Raw genomic sequence first — 20,987 nt, 5'->3', positions numbered from 1 at the left:
AGGTCCTGTCCACCGCCTATCCTTAAGGAAGTCGTTCATGGTCTCTCGTGTCTATGTGGAGAAGAAGCCCGGTTATGACGGTAAGGCGCAAGCTCTGGCCCAAGAGCTCTCATCCATCTTGGGGATCCAGTCGCTCACCGGTCTCAGGCTCTTTAATCGTTACGATGTTGAAGGCATAACCCCGGAGCTCTTCGAAGCCTGCGTGCCTACGGTCTTCTCGGAACCTCAGACCGACATTGCCACTCCTGAGCTACCGGACTTGGGCGATGCGGCCGTCTTTGCGGTGGAGTACCTGCCGGGGCAGTTCGACCAGCGGGCTGACTCCGCGGCGGAGTGCGTGCAGCTGGTAAGCCAGGGCGAGCGTCCGCAGGTGCGCTCGGCGACGGTCTATGCGCTGGAAGGGTCTCTCAGCCAGAAGGACGTGGAGCGCATCAAAGAGTACGTCATCAACCCGGTGGAGGCCCGCGAGGCGACGCTGGAGACGCCGGCGACGCTGCATGTGGAGTTCCCCGAGCCTGCAGCCGTCGAGGTGCTCGAAGGTTTCAGGCAGTGGGGCGAGGAGCAGTTGGCGGGCTTCTCGGCAACCAGGGGCTTGGCCATGGACCTGGACGACCTCAAGTTTTGCCAGGAGTATTTCTGCACCGAGGAACGCGATCCCACCATCACCGAGATCCGCGTGATCGACACCTATTGGTCCGATCATTGCCGCCACACCACCTTTGGGACGCAGCTGGACGAGGTGACCTCGGATGACCCGCGCGTGCAAGCGGCCTTCGAGCGCTACCTGGGCCTGCGCGAGGCGCTGGGCCGTGCCGGCAAGCCGGTGTGCCTCATGGACATGGGGACCATCGGGGCCAAGTGGCTCAAAGACCAGGGAGTCCTTACGGGGCTGGACGAGTCCGAAGAGATCAATGCCTGCACCGTCAAGGTCAAGGTGGACGTGGACGGCCATGAGGAAGACTGGCTTTACCTGTTCAAGAATGAAACTCATAACCACCCCACCGAGATCGAGCCTTTTGGCGGCGCAGCCACCTGCATCGGCGGGGCCATTCGCGACCCGCTCTCTGGCCGCTCCTATGTCTACCAGGCCATGCGCGTGACCGGCGCGGCCGATCCCACCGTGCCGGTGGACCAGACCCTGTCGGGCAAGCTGCCCCAACGCAAGCTGGTGACCACGGCGGCTCAGGGCTATTCGTCCTACGGCAACCAGATCGGCCTGGCTACCGGCCAGGTGGCCGAGCTCTACCATCCCGGCTATGCCGCCAAGCGCATGGAGATCGGCGCGGTGGTGGGCGCCACGCCCCAAGACCACGTGCGCCGAGAAGAGCCTGCCCCCGGCGATGTGGTGGTGCTTTTGGGCGGGGCTACCGGCCGCGACGGCATTGGCGGCGCCACCGGGTCCTCCAAGAGCCATACGCTGTCGTCCATCGAGACCTGCGGCGCCGAGGTGCAAAAGGGCAATGCGCCAATCGAGCGCAAGCTGCAAAGGCTCTTCCGCAGCGGCGAGGCCTGCAGGCTCATCAAGCGCTGCAACGACTTTGGCGCCGGCGGCGTGAGCGTGGCCGTGGGCGAGCTGGCAGACGGCCTGGACATCGACCTGGATGCCGTGCCCAAGAAGTACGAGGGGCTGGACGGCACGGAGCTGGCCATCTCGGAGTCCCAGGAGCGCATGGCGGTAGCCCTGGCCCCCGAGGACGTGGATGCCTTCATCGAGCTGGCCCGCCAAGAGAACCTGAGCGCAGTGCCCATCGCCACCGTCACCGCCGAGCCTCGGGTCACCATGAGGTGGCGCGGCGACGCCATCGTCGACGTGGCCCGCGGGTTCTTGGCCTCCAACGGCGCGCCCAAGCACCAGAACGCCCATGTAGAGGCCCCTGGCGACGCAGCCGCCGCAGCACGCATCGACTGCGGCGACAACCTGGCCCAGCGCCTGGCCTCGGTGCTCACCAACCTCAACGTGGCTTCCAACAAGGGCCTCTCCGAGCGCTTCGACTCCACCATCGGCGCCGCCACGGTGCTCATGCCCTTTGGCGGCTCCCGCCAGCTCACCGCACCCATGGCCATGGTGGCCAAGCTGCCGGTGGACGGCGAGACTGTCACCTGCTCCGGCATGGCCTGGGGCTACAACCCGCTCATCTCTTCGGCAGACCCTTACGCCGGCGCCTATCTGGCCGTGGCCGAGAGCCTCTGCCGCCTGGTGGCCGCAGGTTTTACGCGCGGCCGCACCTACCTCACCTTCCAGGAGTACTTCGAGCGCCTGCGCGACGATCCCAAACGCTGGGGCAAGCCTGTGGCCAGCGTGTTGGGAGCCCTGGAAGCCCAGCTGAATTTAGGCATCGGCGCCATTGGCGGCAAAGATTCCATGAGCGGCTCCTTCGAGCAGCTCGACGTGCCGCCCACGCTGGTCTCCTTCGCCACTGCCCTGGGCGGCGTGAGCCGCGTGGTCTCCCCCGAGCTCAAGGGCGCCGGCCATCCGCTGGTGCTCGTCGAGCCGGAGCGCCCCGACGGCCTCATCCCTGAGGCGGCGGCCCTTATCGGCGCCACGAACGCCATCGAGGCCCTCACCGCCGCAGGCGACGCGCTGGCTATCTCTACCCCGGGCTACGGCGGCCTGGCCGAGGCCCTCTTCAAGATGGGCGTAGGCAACGGGCTGGGCGTCCAGCTGGCAGAGGGCATCGGCGCAGACGACCTCTTTGGCCCTGCCTACGGCTCCTTTGTGGTGGAGCTGGCAGCCGGCGACCTGCCAGAGGCCCTCGCCTCGCTGCCCCAGGGCGTCACCCTGCGCCGGCTGGGCGCCACAACCAGCGAGTATGCGTGGACCTGCCAGGGCGAGCGCGTAGAGCTGGCCCCGCTGCAGGAGCAGTGGGAAGGGGCGCTGGAGGGGGTCTTTCCCTATCGCACCCCCGCTGCCGAGAAGGACGCGCAACCGCAAGTCCCGCAGCTCAACTGGCTTGAGGGCCCAAAGGCGCGCTACTGCGGGCCGGAGCTTTTGGGCGAGAACGCAGGCAAGCCTCGCGTCATCATCCCGGTGTTCCCGGGCAACAACTGCGAGTATGACTCGGCCAAGGCGTTCCGCCGCGCAGGAGCGGTGCCCGAGATCCTCATCATCAACAACCTCTCCCCTGAGGCCGTGGGCCACAGCGTGCGCGCCCTGGCCGAGGCCATCGACCGCAGCCAGATCGTCATGATCCCCGGCGGTTTCTCCGGCGGCGACGAGCCCGACGGATCGGCCAAGTTCATCACGGCGTTCTTCCGCGCCCCGGAGGTCACCCAGGCCGTGCGTCGCCTGCTCAACGAGCGCGACGGCCTCATGCTGGGCATTTGCAACGGCTTCCAGGCGTTGGTCAAGCTGGGCCTCGTGCCCTTTGGCGACATCCGCCCCATGGACGATGGGTGCGCCACCCTCACCTTCAACACCATCGGCCGCCACCAGAGCCAGCTGGTGCGCACCCGAGTGGCTTCCAACCTGTCGCCCTGGCTCTCCCAATGCGAGGTGGGAGACATCCACACGGTGGCCATCAGCCACGGCGAGGGCCGCTTTGTGGCGCCTCCGGCGCTGCTGGATTCTTTGGTAGCCGCCGGTCAGGTGGCCACCCAGTATGTGGACGAGGCCGGCGTTCCCTCCATGGACCTCTCGGTGAACCCCAACGGCTCGCTTTTGGCCATCGAAGGCATCACCAGCCCCGACGGCCGCGTCTTTGGCAAGATGGGCCACAGCGAGCGCTCGGGCGAGGGCCTCTACAAGAACGTGGGCGGCAACCTCTACCAGCCCATCATCGAGGGCGGCGTCGCCTACTTTGGCTAAACCCTAGCTTCATCTGCGCGTCAAAAAAGGGCTTCGCTTATCCAGCGAAGCCCTTTGTGTGTAGGGCTATGGATTGCCTGCCGAGAAGGGCTGCCTCAGAACTCGCCAATAGACTGGCGGAAGGCATCGCCGAACCGCCGGTAGGCCTCTTGGGTGTCTGGCAGCAACGCGCAGGCCTCGTCCCATTGGTGGGCGCGAAGGGCCTCGCATAGGTCGCTGGCAGACTGCGCCAGCTGCGTGAGCCCCATATTGCCCGCGGAGCCTTTGAGGGTGTGGGATGCCCTGAAGGCTGCCTCTTCATCCTGGGCGGCCATAGACTCCTCGAGAGCGGCAAAGCTCGGGTCCTTGGCGAAAAGCTGCAGGAAGCGCAGGATGCGGTCCGGGCTGCGAAGGCGTCCCAACACCTCTTCATAGGAGCCGCCGGCGGCCTGGTAGAACTCCTCCAAAGAAGGCTGTGGGGCTTCTCGGCACGAAGAGGCGCCTGATTGCTGCTGGCTCATAGGATCCCCCTTTAGGCTTGGGCCTCGAATAGTTCCAACTCCACCAACGAGGCCACATCGGAGAGCATGGACTCTTTGTCTACCTCTGAGAGCTCGTCGATCTCCTCGATCTGCGAGATAACCGCCACGACGCCCGCATGGCTTACGGTCTCCAGGCTGCTGGAGCCAAGGTCTCGCTGGATCTCGTCGGCCGCATCTTCCAAACATGCCATGAGCTGGGGATTGAACTGCCCGCACTCGCCGTCCAGAATCATGCGCATGGCGGTGCGATGGTCGTAGGCAGGCTTGTAGACGCGCTCGCTGGTGAGGGCGTCGTACACATCGGCCAAAGACACCACCTGGGCGCTCAAGGGGATCTCGTCGCCCTTCAGGCCGTCGGGGTAGCCTCGGCCGTCCCAGCGCTCATGGTGCCAGCGGCAGATGTCGTGGGCGCAGCGCACCAGGGGCTCATCCTGGAAGATGGGAAGGTTCTCCAGCATTTCCGCGCCCTTTTCGCTATGGGTCTTCATGATGGCGAACTCATCGTTGGTAAGCCGACCCGGTTTGTTGATTATCTCGGGCGGGATGGCGATCTTGCCTATATCATGCAGGGCAGAGGCCATGGTGATGCAGGCCACCTCGCCGCGCTCCAGCACCAGGTTGGGGTCGCGGCGCTTCATGTGCTTCAACAGTATGTTCGCCATGGTGGAGATATGCACCACATGGAGGGCGCTTTCGCCGTTATGAAACTCGACGATGTGCGCGAGGATCGACACCATGAGGTTGTTTTGGCGCTCCCGCTCGAGCATCTGGGAGGTGACCAGGCTTAAAAGCTCGTGCTGCTTCTGGTAGAGCTGGATGGTGTTGCTCACACGCTGGCGCACCACGATCTCATGAAAGGGGCGACTGATGAAATCGGTCACGCCCAGCGAATAGGCACGCTCGATGAACTGGGAGCTGTCCTCCGCCGAGATGGTCACCACCGGCACTCGGTCGATCCAGCCACGGTCGTTCATCTCTTGAAGCACCCCAAAGCCGTCGAGGCGAGGCATGTTGATATCCAAGATCACCAGCGACAGCTCTTTGCAGTGAGCCTCCAAAATCGTGATCGCCTCGACGCCGTCCACGGCCTCGACGATCTGGTAGTCGGGCGACAGGATGTCTTTGAGTATTTCGCGATTGAGATAGGAGTCATCCACCACGAGGATGGTCTGCCGACCCATATCCCTCAAGACTTGGTTGATCATCGCTACTCCTCATCGCTGCTCATAGGTACCATTGCCTATCCGCCGCCAGCCGTTCAGTAGATGTATCGGTCTCGATACCCCGTGCCGTCGCCCACCGTCTTGCCGGCGCCGGCCGCGCCAAAAGTGGTGTCCATGCGCCCCCAGGTATCGGGGTCGAGGGTCACAAGGACGCCGTGCCAGGTCCCGTCGATGCGCACCATGTTCCAGGCATGGTAGAGATCGCCGGGATCCACGTAGCCCGTGACCACCTGGCAGGGGATGCCCAGGCTTCGCAGCATGGCTCCCGCCAGCGCCGAGTAATCCAGGCAGATGCCTTTGCCAGAAGCCAACGTCTCGTCAGGATTGGGCACATAGCCGGTGCCGGCAGCCAGCTGGGTGGCTTTGCCCTCGTCGTAGGTCACGTTGTCGCACACCCAGGTATAGACGTCGCGCACCACGTCCCCCTGGTTCTCGCTCTTGCCGGCGATCTCCTTGGCGCGGGCCACCACCTCGCTGGAAGGCTCGTAGTCGCAAAAGACCGTAGGGATGAGGTAGGGGTCCGCGTCGCTTTCCAGGGTCACCTCAAGGGGCACGGCAAGCACCTCCACATAGGAGTTTCCTTGCACGTTGCGCATCACTTTGAAGGTGTAGCTGCCATTCCCCAGGTTGATGGGGCAGGCCACAGGGCTGCCGTCGGCGGGAATGTCGTAGTTGTAGGAGCCGTCGCCGCAGAGCACCTGAAACTTATAGCGCACGTCACCCGGCGCGGTGGCAAACACCACTCCCTGGTTGGCATGGGAGACGTCGACCGTGGCCCCATTGGCGGCCTGGGCGTCCTGGGCGCTATAGCTATAGGCACGCACCTCGGAAGGCGCCTGCCACGGAGGCCCGGAGGTCTCTTGGCCCTGTTGGCCCTCTTGGCCCCCTGAGGCCTGAGCGAGGTCAGAGGAAGCTCCGCCGCCTCCACAGCCCGTCAAAGCCAAGGCTGCCGACAAGCACACGACCCCCAGGGTGCGACTCCAGGAGCACCTCATACGTCCTCCTGTACCGCAGCGCGCTTCGCCTCGGCCTCAGACAGCACGCTTCCCAATGTCGAGATGTCCACGGGCTTGGCCATATGCATGTCCATACCTGCTTCCAAGGCGTCAGCCACGTCGTCCACGAAGGCGTTGGCGGTCATGGCGATGATGGGGATCTTTGCAGCCTCAGGATGACTGCTGGCCCGGATGGCCCGCGTGGCCTCATAGCCGTCCATAAGCGGCATTTGCACGTCCATGAGAATGGCGTCGAAGGTGCCCGGCTGGGAGGCTTCGAATTTCTCCACCGCCTCCTGGCCGTTGGAAGCCAGCTCCACAGTGGCCCCTTCCATAGAAAGCAATTCTTCCAAGATGGAGGCGGAGAGCTCGTTGTCCTCGGCCGCAAGGAAATGACGGCCTTCCAAGGCCACCGGCTGCGCCGGCTCGCGGTCCTTCTTGAGATAGAGCTCTTCTAACAGCAGTGTGAGACTCGAAAGGAAGAAGGGCTTCTGAAGGAAGCCATCCACTCCCATGCCTTCGCAGGCCTCCTCGGCGTCCGCGCGGTCAAAGGCGGTAAGCACCATGATGGGCACGTTCTCTGGCACCACCGCGCGAATGGCCCGAGCCGTCTGCGCGCCATCCATGCCTGGCATCTTCCAGTCCAGGATGACCAGCCCAAAGCCTTCGCCTGCCCGTTGGGCGTCGGCGGCCATGGTCACCGCGGTGGCGCCGTCTAAGGCGAACTGCATCTCCACCCCGGTGTTTGCCATGGTGGCCATCACCTCGGCGCAGATGCTCCTGTCATCGTCGACGATTAGGGCGCTTCCAATGCCGAGCGATTTGAAGAACTCCGCATTGTCTCGCTGCTCGGCAGCCTTGAGCTCAAGATTCACCACAAAGGTGCTGCCTTTGCCAAGCTCGCTCTCCACAGAGATGGCGCCGCCCATAAGCTCTACCAGGTTCTTGGTGATGGCCAAGCCCAGCCCTGTGCCCTGGATGCGGTTGGTGACGGAGTTCTCCTCACGGGTGAAGGGGTCGAACAGGGTCTCCAAAAACTCGGGCGACATGCCCATGCCATTATCGGCAACGCTGAACTGCAGATGCACGAAGTTCTGATTGAGGCTGGGTTTTTGGCGGAGCTCGAAGGCGATGGTCCCGCCCTGAGGGGTGTACTTCACCGCATTGGTGAGAATATTGATTAATATCTGATTGATGCGCAGCTTGTCTCCCACCACCAAGTCGTCGCGCACTCCTACGACGTTGACTGTGAAATGCTGGTCTTTGGCCTTGGCCTGGGGGCGCACAATGGTGACCACCTCTTCGGCAAGCTCGGAGAGGTCGAACTCAGACAGGTTGAGGGTCGTCTTGCCGCTCTCGATCTTGGACATGTCCAGCACGTCGTTGAGCAGGCCCAGCATGTGCTGGGACGAGGCCGAGATCTTGCGGGTGTGCTCGCGCACCAGCTCAGGGTTGTCGGCGTCTCTCTGCAACAGGGTGGTCAAGCCCACGATGGCGTTCATGGGGGTGCGGATGTCGTGGCTCACATTGGACAGGAAGGTGCTCTTGGAGTCGTTGGCCACCTCTGCCACCGAGAGCGCGTCCCTCAGCACTTCCTCGTTATGCCGTTCGCGGGTGCGGTCGGACAACACCGCCATGCAGCGCCGCTCGCCATTGATCTCGATGTCGTAGACGCTGTCGGTGAACCACCGGCGCTCGCCGGTGGCGCGGTTGGAGCGCTCTCCCTCGCGCACGACCGTGTGCCCCTGCCTGAGCAGCTGGGAATCCAGCGGCTCGACGTCTCCCTCAAGGTCGAGCACGCTGCAGTCCTCGCGCACTTCCTCGGGGCTGATGGCCAGAAGCTTGTCCACATTGGGGCTCACGTAATCGACCCTCAGAGGATCCGTGCTCAGCATGAGGAAGATCTCGTCGGTGGTGCTTGCCAATGCCGAGAAAAGCTCCTCCCGGGCTTGGGTTTCTGCGCTCTGCGCCTTAATGGAGCGGTTGAACCTAGACGCCGCATAGCCCAAAAACGCCATGCTGCCGATAACAGCGACCACCAAGAGCAGCACCAGCGACGAGGTCCCGATGATGTTGTTGCCTTGCTCCATGATGACGGCGTCGGGGATGACGGAGACCATGGACCAGCCGTCGGCGTTGGCTATGGGCACAAACGCCATGACGCAGGGGCGGTCGTCCAGCTCCATGCGCACCACGCCGGACTTGCCCTCTGTGAGGCTCGCGGCCAAAGACGCTATGGACTCGTTGCTGTTGTCGCCTTTCTGCACCGCTTCGATGATGTTGGACTGCACATCGTTCGAGTAGCGGCCATCAGGGCGCACCAACACGTCCCCATTGCTGTTCACGATGTAGGAAAAGCCCGAATCGTCGTAGAACGACATGGTGAACTCTTGAGAGATGCGCGAGACCGGCGCGCTCTCATAGACCATGGCCGGCACCCCGTCGGCAAAGTCGATGCGCTGGTAGTAGCCGATCATGTCGAGGCCCGTATAGTCGCCCTTATAGGGCTCCCTCACCCCGCGGTCAGGGAAGTTGCGATAGGCTTCGATGGTGGCCTCAGGGAGCTTGATACCCTCGGTCTCAGTGCCGGTATAGAGGTATCCGGTATTGAGGTTGATGACTCCGTAGACGTTCTGCGCCTTGTTGAAGTAGGCGCAGTGGTTGATGATGGCCGAGGTGTCCTCGGAGCTTATGGGTTCCAGCACAGACACCAAAATGTCGAGCTTCTTGAGGTCTTTTTCCAAGTACACCTCGAAAGCATGGGCGCTTTGGTCGGTGATCTCCAGCACATCGTCGACGGTGTTCTTCCAAAGGCTGTCCTCGATAAACCCCAGATAGGCCATGCCGACGCCAAACACCACGACCATAAAGACGATGCCCATGATCAAGGTGCGGGTGATGGGAGAGCTCTTTTGCGAGCGCGACCAAAAACGCAGAGACTTCTTCTCTTGTGCCATAGGTCCTCCCCGGCCCAGGGCATAAAGGCATGTGCCAAGAAGGACTACCCTCAGATTTAGGATGCCTGCCAAACCTGGCAAGACATCCCTAAAGCCATCCCTAAGCCAATCAATCTATCGAGAATTCCGAGCGATGGAAATTGTCCCCTTATAATACCAGTTCACGTATAACATATCGATGGCCGTTCTCGATAACGGCGCACAGAATTCCCCTGTCTGCCAACCTCAACTATATATTTCAATATCTATTTTTTATTATTACCTCACGAACTCCAACGTAGCTATGCCGTAGGGCAACCAGATACCATTACTTTACTGATTGCTTTATTAACAAAAATAAGGTGCATTCCCCGAGGTTCGACTACTTATATTTCAGATTTTCACATATCAGTAGCCAAGGCAGCATCAGCGCTGCCTTGCCGCGAAATCACATCTATACCTATTAATTTGTTAGCTCGTCCTTCTCGGCTGAGAAGCATACCTGGTTCTTGCCGGAATCCTTGGCCCTGTAGAGCGCGGCGTCGGCTTGGGAGTAAAGCTCATGGAGGGCCAAAGAAGAGTCCGGCGAGCTCGCGACGCCCATGGACAGGGTAGGCGCTTCATAGGGGCACTCGCGCTCCTGCATGTCTTGGCTCCATTGGCGCAGGCGAGAAGCCAGAGACTCCCTGGCGGGGCCTTCGCCAAGGCCCATGCAGAAGACCACAAACTCATCTCCGCCCATGCGGCCCACCACGTCGTCGCGGCGCACGGTGTTACGCAGGTGCCGAGCCAACGACCGCAGCACCTCATCGCCCTCGGGGTGTCCAAAGGTGTCATTGATGTACTTGAAGTCGTCGATGTCCATGATGAAGAAGGTGCAGGGACGGCCATTGGCCTCAGCCAACAGCTCGTTGATATGGCGCTTGACCCCCGAGCGATTGAGGACCCGGGTGAGCTCGTCTTCCTCGGCACGCTGCTGGAAGGTATCCAACATGGCGATGGCTTCCAGCTGCTCGGCAGCCTGGTTGAGCTGATCTTGCAGCTCGACCATCTCGGTCACATCCAGCAGGGTCACATAGAACCAGGAGTTTCCCCCCGAATCCACCACATGCTGCCCATGGTCGTCCACCCAGCGCACCCGGCCATCCTTGCGCACGATGCGGTAGCGCACCCGATCCTTTTGCACCACCGCGGGGTCGCAGGCCGCGCGCACCCGCTCCTGATCGCCGGGATGCACCATGCCCCAAAAGCTACCATGGGTGAACGCCATGAACTCCTCGTAGGTCTGACACCCAAACATCTCCAGCAGCCCGCGATTGACAAAATCCAGGCGCCCCTCGTCGTCTGCGCAGTAGCGAAAGATGCCGCCAGGAATACGATCAAGAAACTCTTGGGAGACTTCAGCCCCAACCACAGGGCAGGCGATGTCCCCATTGGAGCCTATGGCAGGAGCATGAAAGATGGTCATAGCTAATCCCTGACTATCGCAAGTATGCCCAGAGCGTCCCTGGATCCCTATAAAATATGCTTACAATTGTAGGCTTTTTGGCCCGGCGCGCACCTGTGCGTTTTAGACCCCGGCTGCCTTGAGGCGGCGCGCCAGCGACTCGGTGTGGTTGGCATAGCGCAGGGCAGTCTCAGAGCTTACCTGGCCCGACTTCACCAGCTCGAAGAGGCTGGCGTCCATGGAGATCATGCCTTCCTGGGCGCTCGCAGCAATGACCGAGTCGATCTGGTGGGTCTTTTGCTCGCGAATGAGGTTGCGGATGGCGGTGTTGGCCACCATGACTTCGAAAGCTGCCGCCACTCCCCCGTCGACTGTGGGCACCAGTTGCTGGGAGACCACCGCCTGAAGCACCATGGCCAGCTGCAGGCGGATCTGGTGCTGTTGGGCCGGATCGAAGAAGTCAACGATGCGGTCGATGGTGGAGGCGCCTCCGGTAGTGTGTAGAGTGGAGAAAAGCAGCTGAGCGGTCTCTGCTGCGGTGACCGCGGTAGACACCGTCTCGCGATCGCGCATCTCGCCCAGCAGGATGACGTCGGGGTTCTCGCGCATGGCGCTGCGAAGGGCCTCGCCATAGGTAGCCACATCGGTGGGGATCTCGCGCTGGGTCACGATGCAGGTGTTGTGCCTGTGCACGAACTCGATGGGGTCCTCCATGGTCACGATGTGGCCCGAGCGGCTATGGTTCAAGCGGTCGATAAGGCAGGCCAAAGTGGTTGACTTGCCTGCGCCAGCGGGGCCTGTAACCAGCACCAACCCCTTGTTGAAAGAAGCGCAGTCCATGACCTGGTCTGGGATGCCCAACTCCTCGGGACGCGGCAGGGCGAAGGGGATCACGCGGATCACTGCCCCTAAACTGCCGCGCTGCCTAAAGACGTTCACCCTGAAGCGCCCCACGCCGCCCACGGCAAAGGAGAAGTCGTCGTCGTGGTTGCGAGACTCCAAAAACGGCGCCATAGAGCGGCCCGCCAACCCGTAGATTGCCTCGACGACCTCCTGGGTGTCCTGGGGCATGAGGGGGCCGCCGTCAAGCCTGTGCTGCTGCCCTGCGGAGGCCCAGGTGATAGGCAAGCCCGCCACAAAGAACACGTCCGAGGCGTTCTTCTCGATCATAGAAGCAAGCAATGCTGAGATATCCACTAGATCCTCCTTGAGGTCTAAACAAAGGGCACAACAGAACAAAAGTTGCAGCTAAAGTCGCCGCCGCCCCTTTAGGGCGTGGCCGAGGAAGGCCCAGGCCACCATTGGCCGGAAGGCTCCTCCCACTCCATGCCGGCGCACCAGCTCTCGATTTTTAGCTGACCTTCTGGACTCACGCTTAACTGGACGGTCAGCGAGCGCCCTGAAGGCTGCGCAAAATAGGCCTGAAACCTGCCTTCCTCATAGCTGGCAGTGCAATCCGGCCAAAGCTGCGAGGCCTGTTGAGCCAAAGCCGCAAGGCCTTGCGCACCCGAGCTGGCACAGAGCTCAGATGCATGGCTCAAAAGCTCTTGAGCCTCCAGCTCGTTGGCGTAGGAGTCCACCATGATAGAAGTTTGCACCTCTGCCCTGTGGTTGGAGGCGGCAGCGGTAGCCAATGCCAAGCAGCAAAGTACCGATAAACACACCACCAGGGTGAGCACCAACAGGCTCATGGGACCCGGGCGAATACCCGGCTCAGACGTACGTGGAGCCATAGATCAGCTCACCTCCCTGGGCACGAAGCGTGCGGTGGCAAGCGAGCAGAGAGGCTCTTGGATCACCCGAGAGACCTCTTGGGCCTCAGAGCCGCCTGCAGCCGCTCCAGCCTGGGCTGCTCCCAAAGCCTCCGATGCTTCGACCTTTTGTCCTTGGGGACCTACCGGATAGACCAGGATGGTGGCACGCCAAAGGGTTCCTGTGGAGGTAGGCTCGCTGGTGCGGGCTACCACCACCTGCAGATCGCCGGAGATCTCTTCCACGGGCACTTGCTCGGGATTTGCACAAAAACGCTCGGCCATCTCTGAGGCATAGGCCGAGGCTTGAGTGAGTTGCTGGGCGTCCAGCGCAGTGGCTGCCGCCACAGACAGGCCTTGGGCAACGATGGCGATGCAGCAAGAGAGCACCGCCATCAGCACCAACGCCTCGATGATGAGAGCTCGCGAAGCCCAACGAGGGGCTTTAGGGGCCATAAAGCCGGGAGCTTTGAGCTGCTTCATGCCCCCACCCCCAAAGATTGCGGGGACTGCGGGCTTCTTAGAGCCACCGAAGTGGCGCCCTTATCGGTAGCAAGGGTAAGCAGGTCTCCCTCCAGGGCAAAGGAGAAGCTCTTGGAAGGCATTATCGGTACCGCGCTCTGGGGAGTGAGCGGGCTTGCAGCCAAGGCGAACTCGCGCACCACCTGACCCTGATAGAGATAGAGGCGCGTCTCATAGTCGCCGGAATCTAGATGAGAGACCAGCTTGAGCACAGGGCCCTCAGGACCCGGGGTGCTCTCCACTGCGAGAGCGCGATCCTGGGAGCGCACGGTGTTGGAAAGCAAAGCCGAGGCCAGGCGACTGGAGTCGTCGGTCAAGGATGCCTGGTGGATGGAGCTGTAGACTTGGGCGCCCACACCCAGCGCAGCAACGCTTACCAGCAGCAGAAGGATGACCAAGATGGTGCTCATAGGGTGCACCTTTTGGGCAGCGGGTCTATGGCCCTGGGCTATCGCCAGCGTCCCTTTGGCCCGCAGGAGGTTTTCGTGAGGCAGCGTGGGCGGCGTCATCGGCGCATCACCTGCACTGTGGGGGCCACGTTGTCGGCAAAGACCTCATAGCGCACGTCGTAGACCTCGGGGTCGAAACGGATGCCGTAGGCTTCCACCAGATGGTCCAAGCTGGAGGGATAGGCCCCCTCCACCGCCGCGCACTGGGCCGAGGCATTGAGGATCGAGGTGCGAAGCGCCGCCGTTCCCTGCTCGGCGGCATGCACCTGGGCACGCACCACCGCCAGCGCCACACACGCTGCCGCCACCAGAATCACCAGCAGGTAGACTCCGGGATGGCGGCGATGGGCGAAGGCAGCCTGAGCTACAGGGCGGGCCATTAGATTCTCACTCCTCTCTTAACCGCAGCAGGATTCATGCACGGGCAGGGGTCGACCAAGCGGTCTGGTCGATCGCGCGGGCTGCGCCATCAGGCTAACGAGGCCATGATGCCCACCAACGGCAGCATGATGGCCAGCAGCGTGGCGCCTACGGCCACGGTTAAAAATGCCGACAAAAGCGGCTCCACGCCGTCGATAGTCGCCAGAAGGCTGTCCATAGACTCGCGGGCCAGGTCTTCTGAAAGGGCTTCCAGCGACTCGTCGATGCCGCCTGAGCGTACAGTGATACCCAGCAGACGCCCATAGACCGGGTCGATGACCTGGGCTGCCACCAGTGCAGGCACCAGGCCCTGAGGATCGTCGGAAGCAACCATGAGCTTGTGGGCCTGCGTGGTCCTCAAATGCAGCACGGGATGAGACGTCCCGGCTGCGGCGGCCGCCACCGCCTCGTCCACGTTGGTACCTGAGGAGATATTGGTGGAGAGCCCCGCCACCATGCGCGACAGCGCCAGGCCATAGGCAGCCTCCTGGGTGGGCGGGATGCGCTCCAAAAGGTGCATGAGCTTGTCATGTCCCTTGGAATTGCGGGCAAGGGAGGCGACCCAAAGGGCCGCCACCGCAGCGATCACCGTGACGACAAGCACCACCCAGCCCACCGTGAGAGCTAGGGTGACCTGGGAGAACGACCCTTCGGTGAGACTGCCGGAAAGATTCTCGTAGACGTTGATGAACACCGGCAGCACGCCTATGACCGTGAAAGCCAGTACCAACGACATGCCGCACAAAAGCGCTGCAGGATAACCTAGGCTGGTTTTGATGCGCGTGAGAATGCGCTCCTGGTCACCGTAATAGCGGGCTAACGACATCAAAGTTTCATGAAGCCGGCCCATGGTGGTGCCCTGGGTCACCAACGTGGTGGCATAGGTGGGAAACGCCCCTGACGCCTCCATGGCTTTTGCCAGCGTATGGCCTGCCGCTACCTGCTCATACATGGAACCATAGGTGGCTTTGAAGGTGCCTGCGGCATCTTCCGCCAGCATGGAAAGAGCCTCGTCAATTTGAATGCCGGCGTCCATAAGGACGGCCATGGTCTCAAAGAAGGCGCTTAAGGTCCCGTCATCTATGACATGAGCAGCGGCTGGCGTGCCGATGGCTGCATTGGCTGCGTTGGCCACGATCCCCTCCTATCAAGACTGGCGCGATAAAGACTGCGCTAAAAGCGCATCCAAGAGCGTATCCAAAAGCATCGTTATCATCTTTAGAAATATACGCTGAATGGATTCTGATAGGCAAGAGAGGGAGCCAGAGCGAAACGGCGCAACCTTGGACCGGTCATGGAAGTGAGCCACAGGCGAGCAAGAGGGATCCTAGAAGAGAAAGGGCCGCTACATAAAGATGTCTTGCGGCCCCTCTAATTAATTACTGCGATAGCTACGTTTATACGCCGCTGGAACACCCATCTTTATACGAAGCCACCGCAGCATTCTAGCTGTATATAATTTAGTATTTACTATCTAGTACATTCAATAGCCATATTTCGATGTAGCTATTGAAGTATCTTTTTAGAGGGCAAGCGAACCTAGTGCCACCTCCCTTCAACTGCTCCCTTCCGCAGATCGCCTACTGTCCACGACCTCAGTGACGAGTTGCGCTCTGAGCGAGCGCCGCCTCTGGGTGACCGCCGCCATTCTAGAGATGACTCATGCAAGCCAACCTCAAATAATGGGAAGTGCCTTCATGGATAGAGACCTCGTTAGGCGCCACGCTGGGCACCTCGCTGGTGGGATCGCTGTTCACCTCCCGCTTGGTGGCCGACGTCGCTCCCCTCTTGCCCAAAGCAGACAACATCTCGCTGGCGTCGCTTACCCCCACCTACATGGAGAAGCTCCCGGCATCGGTGCAGTCCATCATCGCCACCGGCTACAGCGAGGCGCTGGTGCCGCCCTTTGGCTACTTCGTGCCCCTGTGCATCTTGGGCTTTGTGGCCATGCTCTTTTTGCAGAAGCATCCTTTGGCGCACACCATCAATCACGGTGGCGCCGCTCAGAAGGATGTCGTCAGCCCTAGCGATACCTCTGACTCCAACCACACACCTAGGCACTAGGCTCTGCGCAGCTTCTTTTAGACACTGTGTGCAAAGTGCCTACTACAAAGGGTTTTCTATTACGCGTTAATCGCTTTTTACACAAAAGTGCGTAGTAGAAACCCAGTTCTACTACGCACTATTACAAGAGCTATAGGATAAGACGACAGAGGCACGCCTTCGAAAACTTAGGCCTCAGCATTCTCCAGGCGCCAGGCAGGGATGGCGCGGCGGAAGATCCACCAAAGGCTGCCGCCTACCAGAGCCACGATGATTACCAGCTTCACCACGTCAGAGGCCCAGGCTACCTGCTCAGACACCAGGTGCCAGGCATCGCCTGCGGCTACACCCAGGGTGCACAGTACTGCGTTCCACAGCAGAGAACCCACCGTGGTATAGGCCGTAAAGCGAGCCAGGCCCATGCGGGCAGTGCCCGCAGGCACAGAGATCAGACTGCGAAGGCCGGGGACAAAGCGGCAGAGAAAGACGGTCTTTTGGCCCTTGGCGTCAAACCAATCGATAACGCGCTCCACGTCGTTGGCCTTAAAGCCCAAAAGACGCATGGGGCGCGTCTTGAAGAAGGAGACCAAGCGAGCGCGAGAAATGGCGCGGCCAATGCCGTAAAGGGCGAAGGCGCCTGCCACAGAACCCACGGTAGAGGCCACAATGACGCCGGGAAGGGTGAGCTGGCTTCCAATGGTGAGCGCGCCCGAGAGGGGCAGGATGATCTCTGAGGGAATGGGCGGAAAAAGGTTTTCCAAAAAGACCAGGGCGCCAATTGCCAGGTAGCCAAACTGGTTGATAAAAGCTTCCATGAGCTCCTTCTTTAATAAATCGACTGATGTATGGAACCTGCAGTCCCAGTGCTCCATCGATCGATGAGGGTACATAACCTATTGGCTTTGCGACAGACCATGCTAAAGATCTGAAGGCATCCTGACGAGTCCCTCCCTTTAGCTGACACAATACTGGGAGCTTGGCACGGGATTTCTCCAAATCTTTGAGCTAGATATAAAGGAGTACCTACCTATGATTCTCGAAGAAACCTATAAGCTGGCCGACGGCACCGCTATTCCCAAGCTGGGCCTTGGTACCTGGCTTATCGATGATGACAAAGCCGCCCAAGCAGTGCGGGATGCGGTGGATTGCGGTTATCGGCTTATCGACACCGCCCAGGCCTATGGCAACGAGGCAGGCGTAGGCGAAGGCGTGCGCACGGCATCGGTTCCTCGCGAGCAGCTCTTTGTGGGCTCCAAGATCGCGGCCGAGCTCAAAGACTACGATTCTGCCAAGAAGTCCATCGATGAGACGCTGGAGAAGATGGGGCTGGATTATCTGGATCAAATGATCATCCACTCCCCCGAGCCCTGGGGCCACTTCCACAATGGCTCCAACCACTACTACCACGGCAATCTTGAGGTGTGGCGTGCACTGGAAGAGGCCAAGGAGACCGGCAAAGTGCGCGAGATCGGCGTTTCCAACTTCTTGGAGTCCGATCTTAAAAACATTATCGACAACAGCTCCGAGGCGCCGGCGGTCAACCAGATCCTCTTCCACGTGGGCCATACGCCCCGCGACCTCATCACCTACTGCCAGGCCCACAATATCCTGGTGGAGGCCTATTCCCCTGTGGCCCACGGCGCGCTGCTCAAAGACGAGCAGCTCCAGTCCATGGCCCAGCGCTACGGCGTGAGCATCCCTCAGCTGTGCATCCGCTACGTCATCCAGTGCGGCGCGGTGGCGCTGCCCAAGACCGCAAACCCCGAGCACATGAAGGACAACGCCCAGGTAGACTTTATGATCTCCGGCGAGGATATGGACTATCTGGCCGGCGCTGCCAATGTGGACTACGGCAAAGACTCAGCGTTCCCCGTCTTTAGCGGCCGATAAAAACTTCCGCCAATAAAGAGACCCCTTCACCAGTGAACTGTTTCCAATACGTAGGATGCAGCTCACGGCGGAGGGGTTCTTTTTTGCAACCAGCTTTTGCAACCAGATGATGCAGGTAATTGTAGCTGGCGTAGGTTATCGAGCTAGGCAGGCAGTTTGCAGACGTCAACCCAGATAGCCTCAGGACAAGCGCGCTCTAGCTCGGGAAGGGTGAGTTTCACCGCGCTGCTTGCGGTACCTGCGGCAGGATAGACCACATCAAAACGTTTGAGGCTCTCATCCAAGTACACATCGCAGCCCTCCTTGACTCCAAAGGGGCACACGCCGCCTACCCCATGGCCGATGCGCTCCTCGGCGCTGACCGCATCGAGCATCTTGGCCTTGGTGTGGAAGTAGCCCTTGAACTTAGGGTTGTCGATGCGCGCATCACCGGCGCAGACCACCAGCGCCACCCTTTCCCCCACCGCAAAGGAAAGGGTTTTGGCGATATGAGCAGGCTCACATCCCACTGCGGCAGCAGCCAGCTCAACGGTGGCGCTAGAGGTGTCGAATTCCATGATGTGCGAGGCCAGATCCTGGGCCTCCAAGGCCTCGCGGGCACGACTGAGCGACATAGTTGCTACTCCTTACCAATAGTGTCTTGAGCAGTGATGGGGCGAAGCGGCCTGCAGGGGTTTCCTGCCGCCAGCGTGTGAGGAGGAACATCCTTGGTCACCACCGAGCCAGCACCTACCACGGCGCCTTCGCCAATGGTCACCCCTGGCAAAATGCTCACCTTGGCGCCAATCCACACGTTGTCTTGAATGGTGATGGGACGCGCCTGCTCCCAACCCTGATTGCGCTCAGAGGCCAGCAAGGGATGATTGGCAGTATAAAAACCGCAATCGGGACCCACGAATACGTGAGCCCCGAGAACTATGGGTGCGCCATCCATAAAATAGGCGTTGTGATTTACAAAACAGCCGTCGCCCAAAGAAACGTTGGTGCCGTAATCGACCATGACCGGTGCCAGCACCTCCACCCCGACTCCCAAAGACCCAAAAAGCTCACCTAGCAGTTGCTGGTGTTTCTCGGCATCTTGGGGATCCAGCTGATTGATGAGCCAGCAGGTGTGCTCGGCCTGACGGCGAACTTCTACCAGCTCTTCATCAAAGTTGGCATCATACCAACAGGTGGGGTCTTGACTGCCATGGCCCCTCCTTAAGGTCGCAAGGTGCATCTTAGAAGGACACCTTAACGTTTCGCTGCCGAGAAACGCCACCTCAGAGAAGAGCCGTTAACAGGCTCGTGAGACTGTTAGAGGTACTCCCTTCAGGCGCCGTGAACGTTTGGTGAAGCTCTTCTCGGCAGCCTTCAACCTAAAGACAGAGCTTGCACGCTTGGAGAACGTGCTGGAAGTCCTCGACTCAAGCCTTTTGCGCCCTGGCGTCTGCTCGAGCCTGCAAGACTATCTGGCGCAACTGGGGGATGCGATTTTTATCCATCGCCGGAGTGCCTTCAAGGGGATAATCCAGGTCCAGTGCCTCGTATTTAGGCGCTCCCATAGTGTGATAGGGCAGCAGATCCAGGCCCACCACGTTGTCCCAACGGGCGATGAGGCGGCCCAGGGCGCGAAGCTCCTCTGGATCGTCGGTGATGCCGGGCACCACCACATGCCTGATGACCATGGGGATCCTCCGGCGCGAAAGCTCATCGGCCAGAGCCCGGGGTCTCTCGGCCCCCATGCCTGTAAGCTCCCTATGGCCCTTATCCTGTGCATGTTTGATATCAAGTAACACCAGGTCGCTCTCACGCAGTACCTGGTCAAAACGCTCGGGATGACCAGGATCATAGGCACTGCCTGAGGTATCTAGGGCCGTGTGGATGCGGCCCTTCTCGGCTCTATGGGCTGCCGAGAAGAGCGCCCCCACAAACTGGGGCTGCAACAACGGCTCGCCGCCGGAGACGGTGATGCCTCCTTTGCGGTAGAAGGGTCGGTTGCGCTCGAAGAGATCGAGGATCTCGCCAACGGTTTTAGAAGTACCTGCGCCGGGTTTCCAACTGTCGGGATTATGGCAGTAGGCGCAGCGCATAGGGCAACCTTGGGTGAACACCACCAGTCGGGTGCCCGGGCCATCCACGGTACCCATGGTCTCTAGAGAGTGCACCTGGCCGCTGGTCGAGCGAAGCTCCGGGTCAGAGGTGTCGCAAAGCGCCACGGCGCCGCCTTTCTTAGTTCTCGGTCGCAAGAACCGGCCCGCGGTTTAGCGGGCAGTGTCGATGAACACCTTGGCATAACGAGTGCCGCGATGGGTGAAGCTGTCGTGCTGCATGACAACGGCCTCGTGGGTTTGGCCGGCCAGTGGGGCCAACGTATGCCAGGAATGGTGCTGGCGAGGATAGAGATGATAGACGGCCTCCACAGGCTCGCCCTTGGCATCCTTGCCAGACACCGTGACAGGCAGGCGATCGTCGGCGATTTGGCCCACAGACACCTTGGCCGGCCCATTGGCCAAGCGATGGGCGCCTTCGAGATTGAGGTTCACCACCACAATAGGGTCGTCCAAAGGAACGACCTCTCCCAACTCGGCGAAACGATACCAGCGCTGGAAGGGATCGGTCTCAGGAAGCTCCAGCTCAACCCCTTGATAGCCCTGGGCTTTGCCAGAAGTGCGGACAGCTGCGACCCTCACTGGATGGCCCTGGTCCAAAAGCGCCCGCACCGGATGCGCAAGACCCGTGGCAATGCCCACAAAGACGCCTTGATAAAAGATTCCATAGAAGGGCTGGCGCTCGGTGAAGGGGGCACCAGAGTCCTTGAAGTCGGCCCGCTGCTTCGACGTGACGGCCTTTGCGTCAAAATAGAACTGTTCACCCTCTTCAAGGGATGCTAAAGGAGAGGGATCCATGATGTAGGGGGCGCTGTTCACGTCGCCTTTGAGAGTTACCTGCTGTGCGAGAGGAGCCATGGCGAGCCACCTTTTCTTTTGCCAACTGTGCCTGGGC

Annotated in this window: 19 protein-coding genes; 3 read left to right on the top strand and 16 right to left on the bottom strand. The window is 60.7% G+C overall.

Translation table 11 applies throughout. From position 1 onward, the window contains the following. Positions 1 to 37: 37 nt before the first annotated feature. Positions 38 to 3,805, top strand: coding sequence for a phosphoribosylformylglycinamidine synthase (locus E5334_RS03720; protein ID WP_136012265.1), 3,768 nt, complete (start codon positions 38 to 40; stop codon positions 3,803 to 3,805). A 95-nt stretch (positions 3,806 to 3,900) separates the two neighbouring features. On the opposite strand, the gene E5334_RS03715 is transcribed toward E5334_RS03720, so the two are convergent. The 11 genes from E5334_RS03715 to E5334_RS03665 all read right to left on the bottom strand — a co-directional run bounded on the left by E5334_RS03715 (position 3,901) and on the right by E5334_RS03665 (position 15,204). Further along, positions 3,901 to 4,305 carry an Hpt domain-containing protein gene (locus tag E5334_RS03715; protein WP_167604286.1) on the bottom strand — a complete coding sequence of 135 codons (405 nt, stop codon included), beginning with the start codon at positions 4,303 to 4,305 and terminating at the stop codon, positions 3,901 to 3,903. 11 nt (positions 4,306 to 4,316) lie between these two features. Further along, positions 4,317 to 5,531 (bottom strand): HD-GYP domain-containing protein, encoded by a 1,215-nt coding sequence (locus E5334_RS03710; RefSeq protein ID WP_275438914.1) that lies wholly within the window; start codon positions 5,529 to 5,531, stop codon positions 4,317 to 4,319. Positions 5,532 to 5,584: 53 nt separating this feature from the next. After that, on the bottom strand, positions 5,585 to 6,544 hold the full coding sequence (locus E5334_RS03705; protein WP_136012263.1) for a transglutaminase domain-containing protein: 960 nt from the start codon (positions 6,542 to 6,544) through the stop codon (positions 5,585 to 5,587). Beyond that, positions 6,541 to 9,501 (bottom strand): response regulator, encoded by a 2,961-nt coding sequence (locus E5334_RS03700; protein WP_136012262.1) that lies wholly within the window; start codon positions 9,499 to 9,501, stop codon positions 6,541 to 6,543. Before E5334_RS03700 ends, E5334_RS03705 begins: the two co-directional genes overlap by 4 nt. A gap of 442 nt (positions 9,502 to 9,943) precedes the next feature. Next, positions 9,944 to 10,948, bottom strand: coding sequence for a sensor domain-containing diguanylate cyclase (locus E5334_RS03695; RefSeq protein WP_136012261.1), 1,005 nt, complete (start codon positions 10,946 to 10,948; stop codon positions 9,944 to 9,946). 102 nt (positions 10,949 to 11,050) lie between these two features. After that, complete coding sequence (locus E5334_RS03690) at positions 11,051 to 12,124, bottom strand: type IV pilus twitching motility protein PilT (RefSeq protein ID WP_136012260.1); 1,074 nt, start codon at positions 12,122 to 12,124, stop codon at positions 11,051 to 11,053. A gap of 71 nt (positions 12,125 to 12,195) precedes the next feature. Then, complete coding sequence (locus E5334_RS03685) at positions 12,196 to 12,660, bottom strand: hypothetical protein (protein ID WP_136012259.1); 465 nt, start codon at positions 12,658 to 12,660, stop codon at positions 12,196 to 12,198. Positions 12,661 to 12,663: 3 nt separating this feature from the next. After that, the gene (locus E5334_RS03680; RefSeq protein ID WP_136012258.1) at positions 12,664 to 13,161 is read right to left on the bottom strand and encodes a type IV pilus modification PilV family protein; all 498 of its coding nucleotides are present in this window, start codon (positions 13,159 to 13,161) and stop codon (positions 12,664 to 12,666) included. Then, on the bottom strand, positions 13,158 to 13,610 hold the full coding sequence (locus tag E5334_RS03675; RefSeq protein WP_167604285.1) for a DUF4860 domain-containing protein: 453 nt from the start codon (positions 13,608 to 13,610) through the stop codon (positions 13,158 to 13,160). Before E5334_RS03675 ends, E5334_RS03680 begins: the two co-directional genes overlap by 4 nt. Before the next feature lie 95 nt (positions 13,611 to 13,705). After that, complete coding sequence (locus E5334_RS03670; RefSeq protein WP_136012256.1) at positions 13,706 to 14,029, bottom strand: hypothetical protein; 324 nt, start codon at positions 14,027 to 14,029, stop codon at positions 13,706 to 13,708. 89 nt (positions 14,030 to 14,118) lie between these two features. Further along, the gene (locus tag E5334_RS03665; protein WP_136012255.1) at positions 14,119 to 15,204 is read right to left on the bottom strand and encodes a type II secretion system F family protein; all 1,086 of its coding nucleotides are present in this window, start codon (positions 15,202 to 15,204) and stop codon (positions 14,119 to 14,121) included. A 554-nt stretch (positions 15,205 to 15,758) separates the two neighbouring features. On the opposite strand from E5334_RS03665, the gene E5334_RS03660 reads away from it, so the two are divergent. Continuing rightward, positions 15,759 to 16,133 (top strand): hypothetical protein, encoded by a 375-nt coding sequence (locus E5334_RS03660; RefSeq protein ID WP_136012254.1) that lies wholly within the window; start codon positions 15,759 to 15,761, stop codon positions 16,131 to 16,133. A gap of 167 nt (positions 16,134 to 16,300) precedes the next feature. Here the strand turns inward: E5334_RS03660 and E5334_RS03655 are convergent, their stop codons facing one another. Beyond that, positions 16,301 to 16,927, bottom strand: a complete 627-nt coding sequence (locus E5334_RS03655) for a DedA family protein (protein ID WP_136012253.1) — start codon at positions 16,925 to 16,927, stop codon at positions 16,301 to 16,303. Between the two features lie 214 nt (positions 16,928 to 17,141). Here E5334_RS03655 and E5334_RS03650 point away from each other — a divergent pair, with 214 nt between their 5' ends. Continuing rightward, positions 17,142 to 18,002 (top strand): aldo/keto reductase, encoded by an 861-nt coding sequence (locus E5334_RS03650; RefSeq protein ID WP_136012252.1) that lies wholly within the window; start codon positions 17,142 to 17,144, stop codon positions 18,000 to 18,002. Positions 18,003 to 18,145: 143 nt separating this feature from the next. Here the strand turns inward: E5334_RS03650 and E5334_RS03645 are convergent, their stop codons facing one another. From E5334_RS03645 to E5334_RS03630, 4 genes are all read right to left on the bottom strand, one after another. Continuing rightward, a complete protein-coding gene (locus E5334_RS03645) occupies positions 18,146 to 18,616 on the bottom strand; it encodes a YbaK/EbsC family protein (RefSeq protein WP_136012251.1) in 471 nt (156 codons plus the stop codon). A 5-nt stretch (positions 18,617 to 18,621) separates the two neighbouring features. After that, positions 18,622 to 19,221 carry a sugar O-acetyltransferase gene (locus tag E5334_RS03640; RefSeq protein WP_136012250.1) on the bottom strand — a complete coding sequence of 200 codons (600 nt, stop codon included), beginning with the start codon at positions 19,219 to 19,221 and terminating at the stop codon, positions 18,622 to 18,624. Between the two features lie 187 nt (positions 19,222 to 19,408). Further along, the gene (pflA, locus tag E5334_RS03635; protein ID WP_275438913.1) at positions 19,409 to 20,200 is read right to left on the bottom strand and encodes a pyruvate formate-lyase-activating protein; all 792 of its coding nucleotides are present in this window, start codon (positions 20,198 to 20,200) and stop codon (positions 19,409 to 19,411) included. A 45-nt stretch (positions 20,201 to 20,245) separates the two neighbouring features. After that, positions 20,246 to 20,950, bottom strand: coding sequence for a hypothetical protein (locus E5334_RS03630; protein WP_136012249.1), 705 nt, complete (start codon positions 20,948 to 20,950; stop codon positions 20,246 to 20,248). Positions 20,951 to 20,987: the final 37 nt, after the last annotated feature.

It is taken from the genome of Muricaecibacterium torontonense, from assembly GCF_004793925.1.
Classification (GTDB): Bacteria; Actinomycetota; Coriobacteriia; order Coriobacteriales; family Atopobiaceae; genus Leptogranulimonas; species Leptogranulimonas caecicola.
The sequence above is the reverse complement of the archived record's forward strand: the minus strand, read 5'-3'. Positions and strand labels throughout refer to the sequence as shown.

Coding starts and splice junctions, on each gene's coding strand:
- E5334_RS03655 (WP_136012253.1), bottom strand. CDS start 16,927: ATGGAAGCTTTTATCAACCAGTTTGGCTACCTGGCAATTGGCGCCCTG.
- E5334_RS03675 (WP_167604285.1), bottom strand. CDS start 13,610: ATGAGCACCATCTTGGTCATCCTTCTGCTGCTGGTAAGCGTTGCTGCG.
- E5334_RS03685 (WP_136012259.1), bottom strand. CDS start 12,660: ATGGCTCCACGTACGTCTGAGCCGGGTATTCGCCCGGGTCCCATGAGC.
- E5334_RS03710 (WP_275438914.1), bottom strand. CDS start 5,531: ATGATCAACCAAGTCTTGAGGGATATGGGTCGGCAGACCATCCTCGTG.
- E5334_RS03645 (WP_136012251.1), bottom strand. CDS start 18,616: ATGTCGCTCAGTCGTGCCCGCGAGGCCTTGGAGGCCCAGGATCTGGCC.
- E5334_RS03705 (WP_136012263.1), bottom strand. CDS start 6,544: ATGAGGTGCTCCTGGAGTCGCACCCTGGGGGTCGTGTGCTTGTCGGCA.
- E5334_RS03695 (WP_136012261.1), bottom strand. CDS start 10,948: ATGACCATCTTTCATGCTCCTGCCATAGGCTCCAATGGGGACATCGCC.
- E5334_RS03700 (WP_136012262.1), bottom strand. CDS start 9,501: ATGGCACAAGAGAAGAAGTCTCTGCGTTTTTGGTCGCGCTCGCAAAAG.
- E5334_RS03680 (WP_136012258.1), bottom strand. CDS start 13,161: ATGAAGCAGCTCAAAGCTCCCGGCTTTATGGCCCCTAAAGCCCCTCGT.
- E5334_RS03630 (WP_136012249.1), bottom strand. CDS start 20,950: ATGGCTCCTCTCGCACAGCAGGTAACTCTCAAAGGCGACGTGAACAGC.
- E5334_RS03640 (WP_136012250.1), bottom strand. CDS start 19,221: ATGCACCTTGCGACCTTAAGGAGGGGCCATGGCAGTCAAGACCCCACC.
- E5334_RS03720 (WP_136012265.1), top strand. CDS start 38: ATGGTCTCTCGTGTCTATGTGGAGAAGAAGCCCGGTTATGACGGTAAG.
- E5334_RS03715 (WP_167604286.1), bottom strand. CDS start 4,305: ATGAGCCAGCAGCAATCAGGCGCCTCTTCGTGCCGAGAAGCCCCACAG.
- E5334_RS03670 (WP_136012256.1), bottom strand. CDS start 14,029: ATGGCCCGCCCTGTAGCTCAGGCTGCCTTCGCCCATCGCCGCCATCCC.
- E5334_RS03650 (WP_136012252.1), top strand. CDS start 17,142: ATGATTCTCGAAGAAACCTATAAGCTGGCCGACGGCACCGCTATTCCC.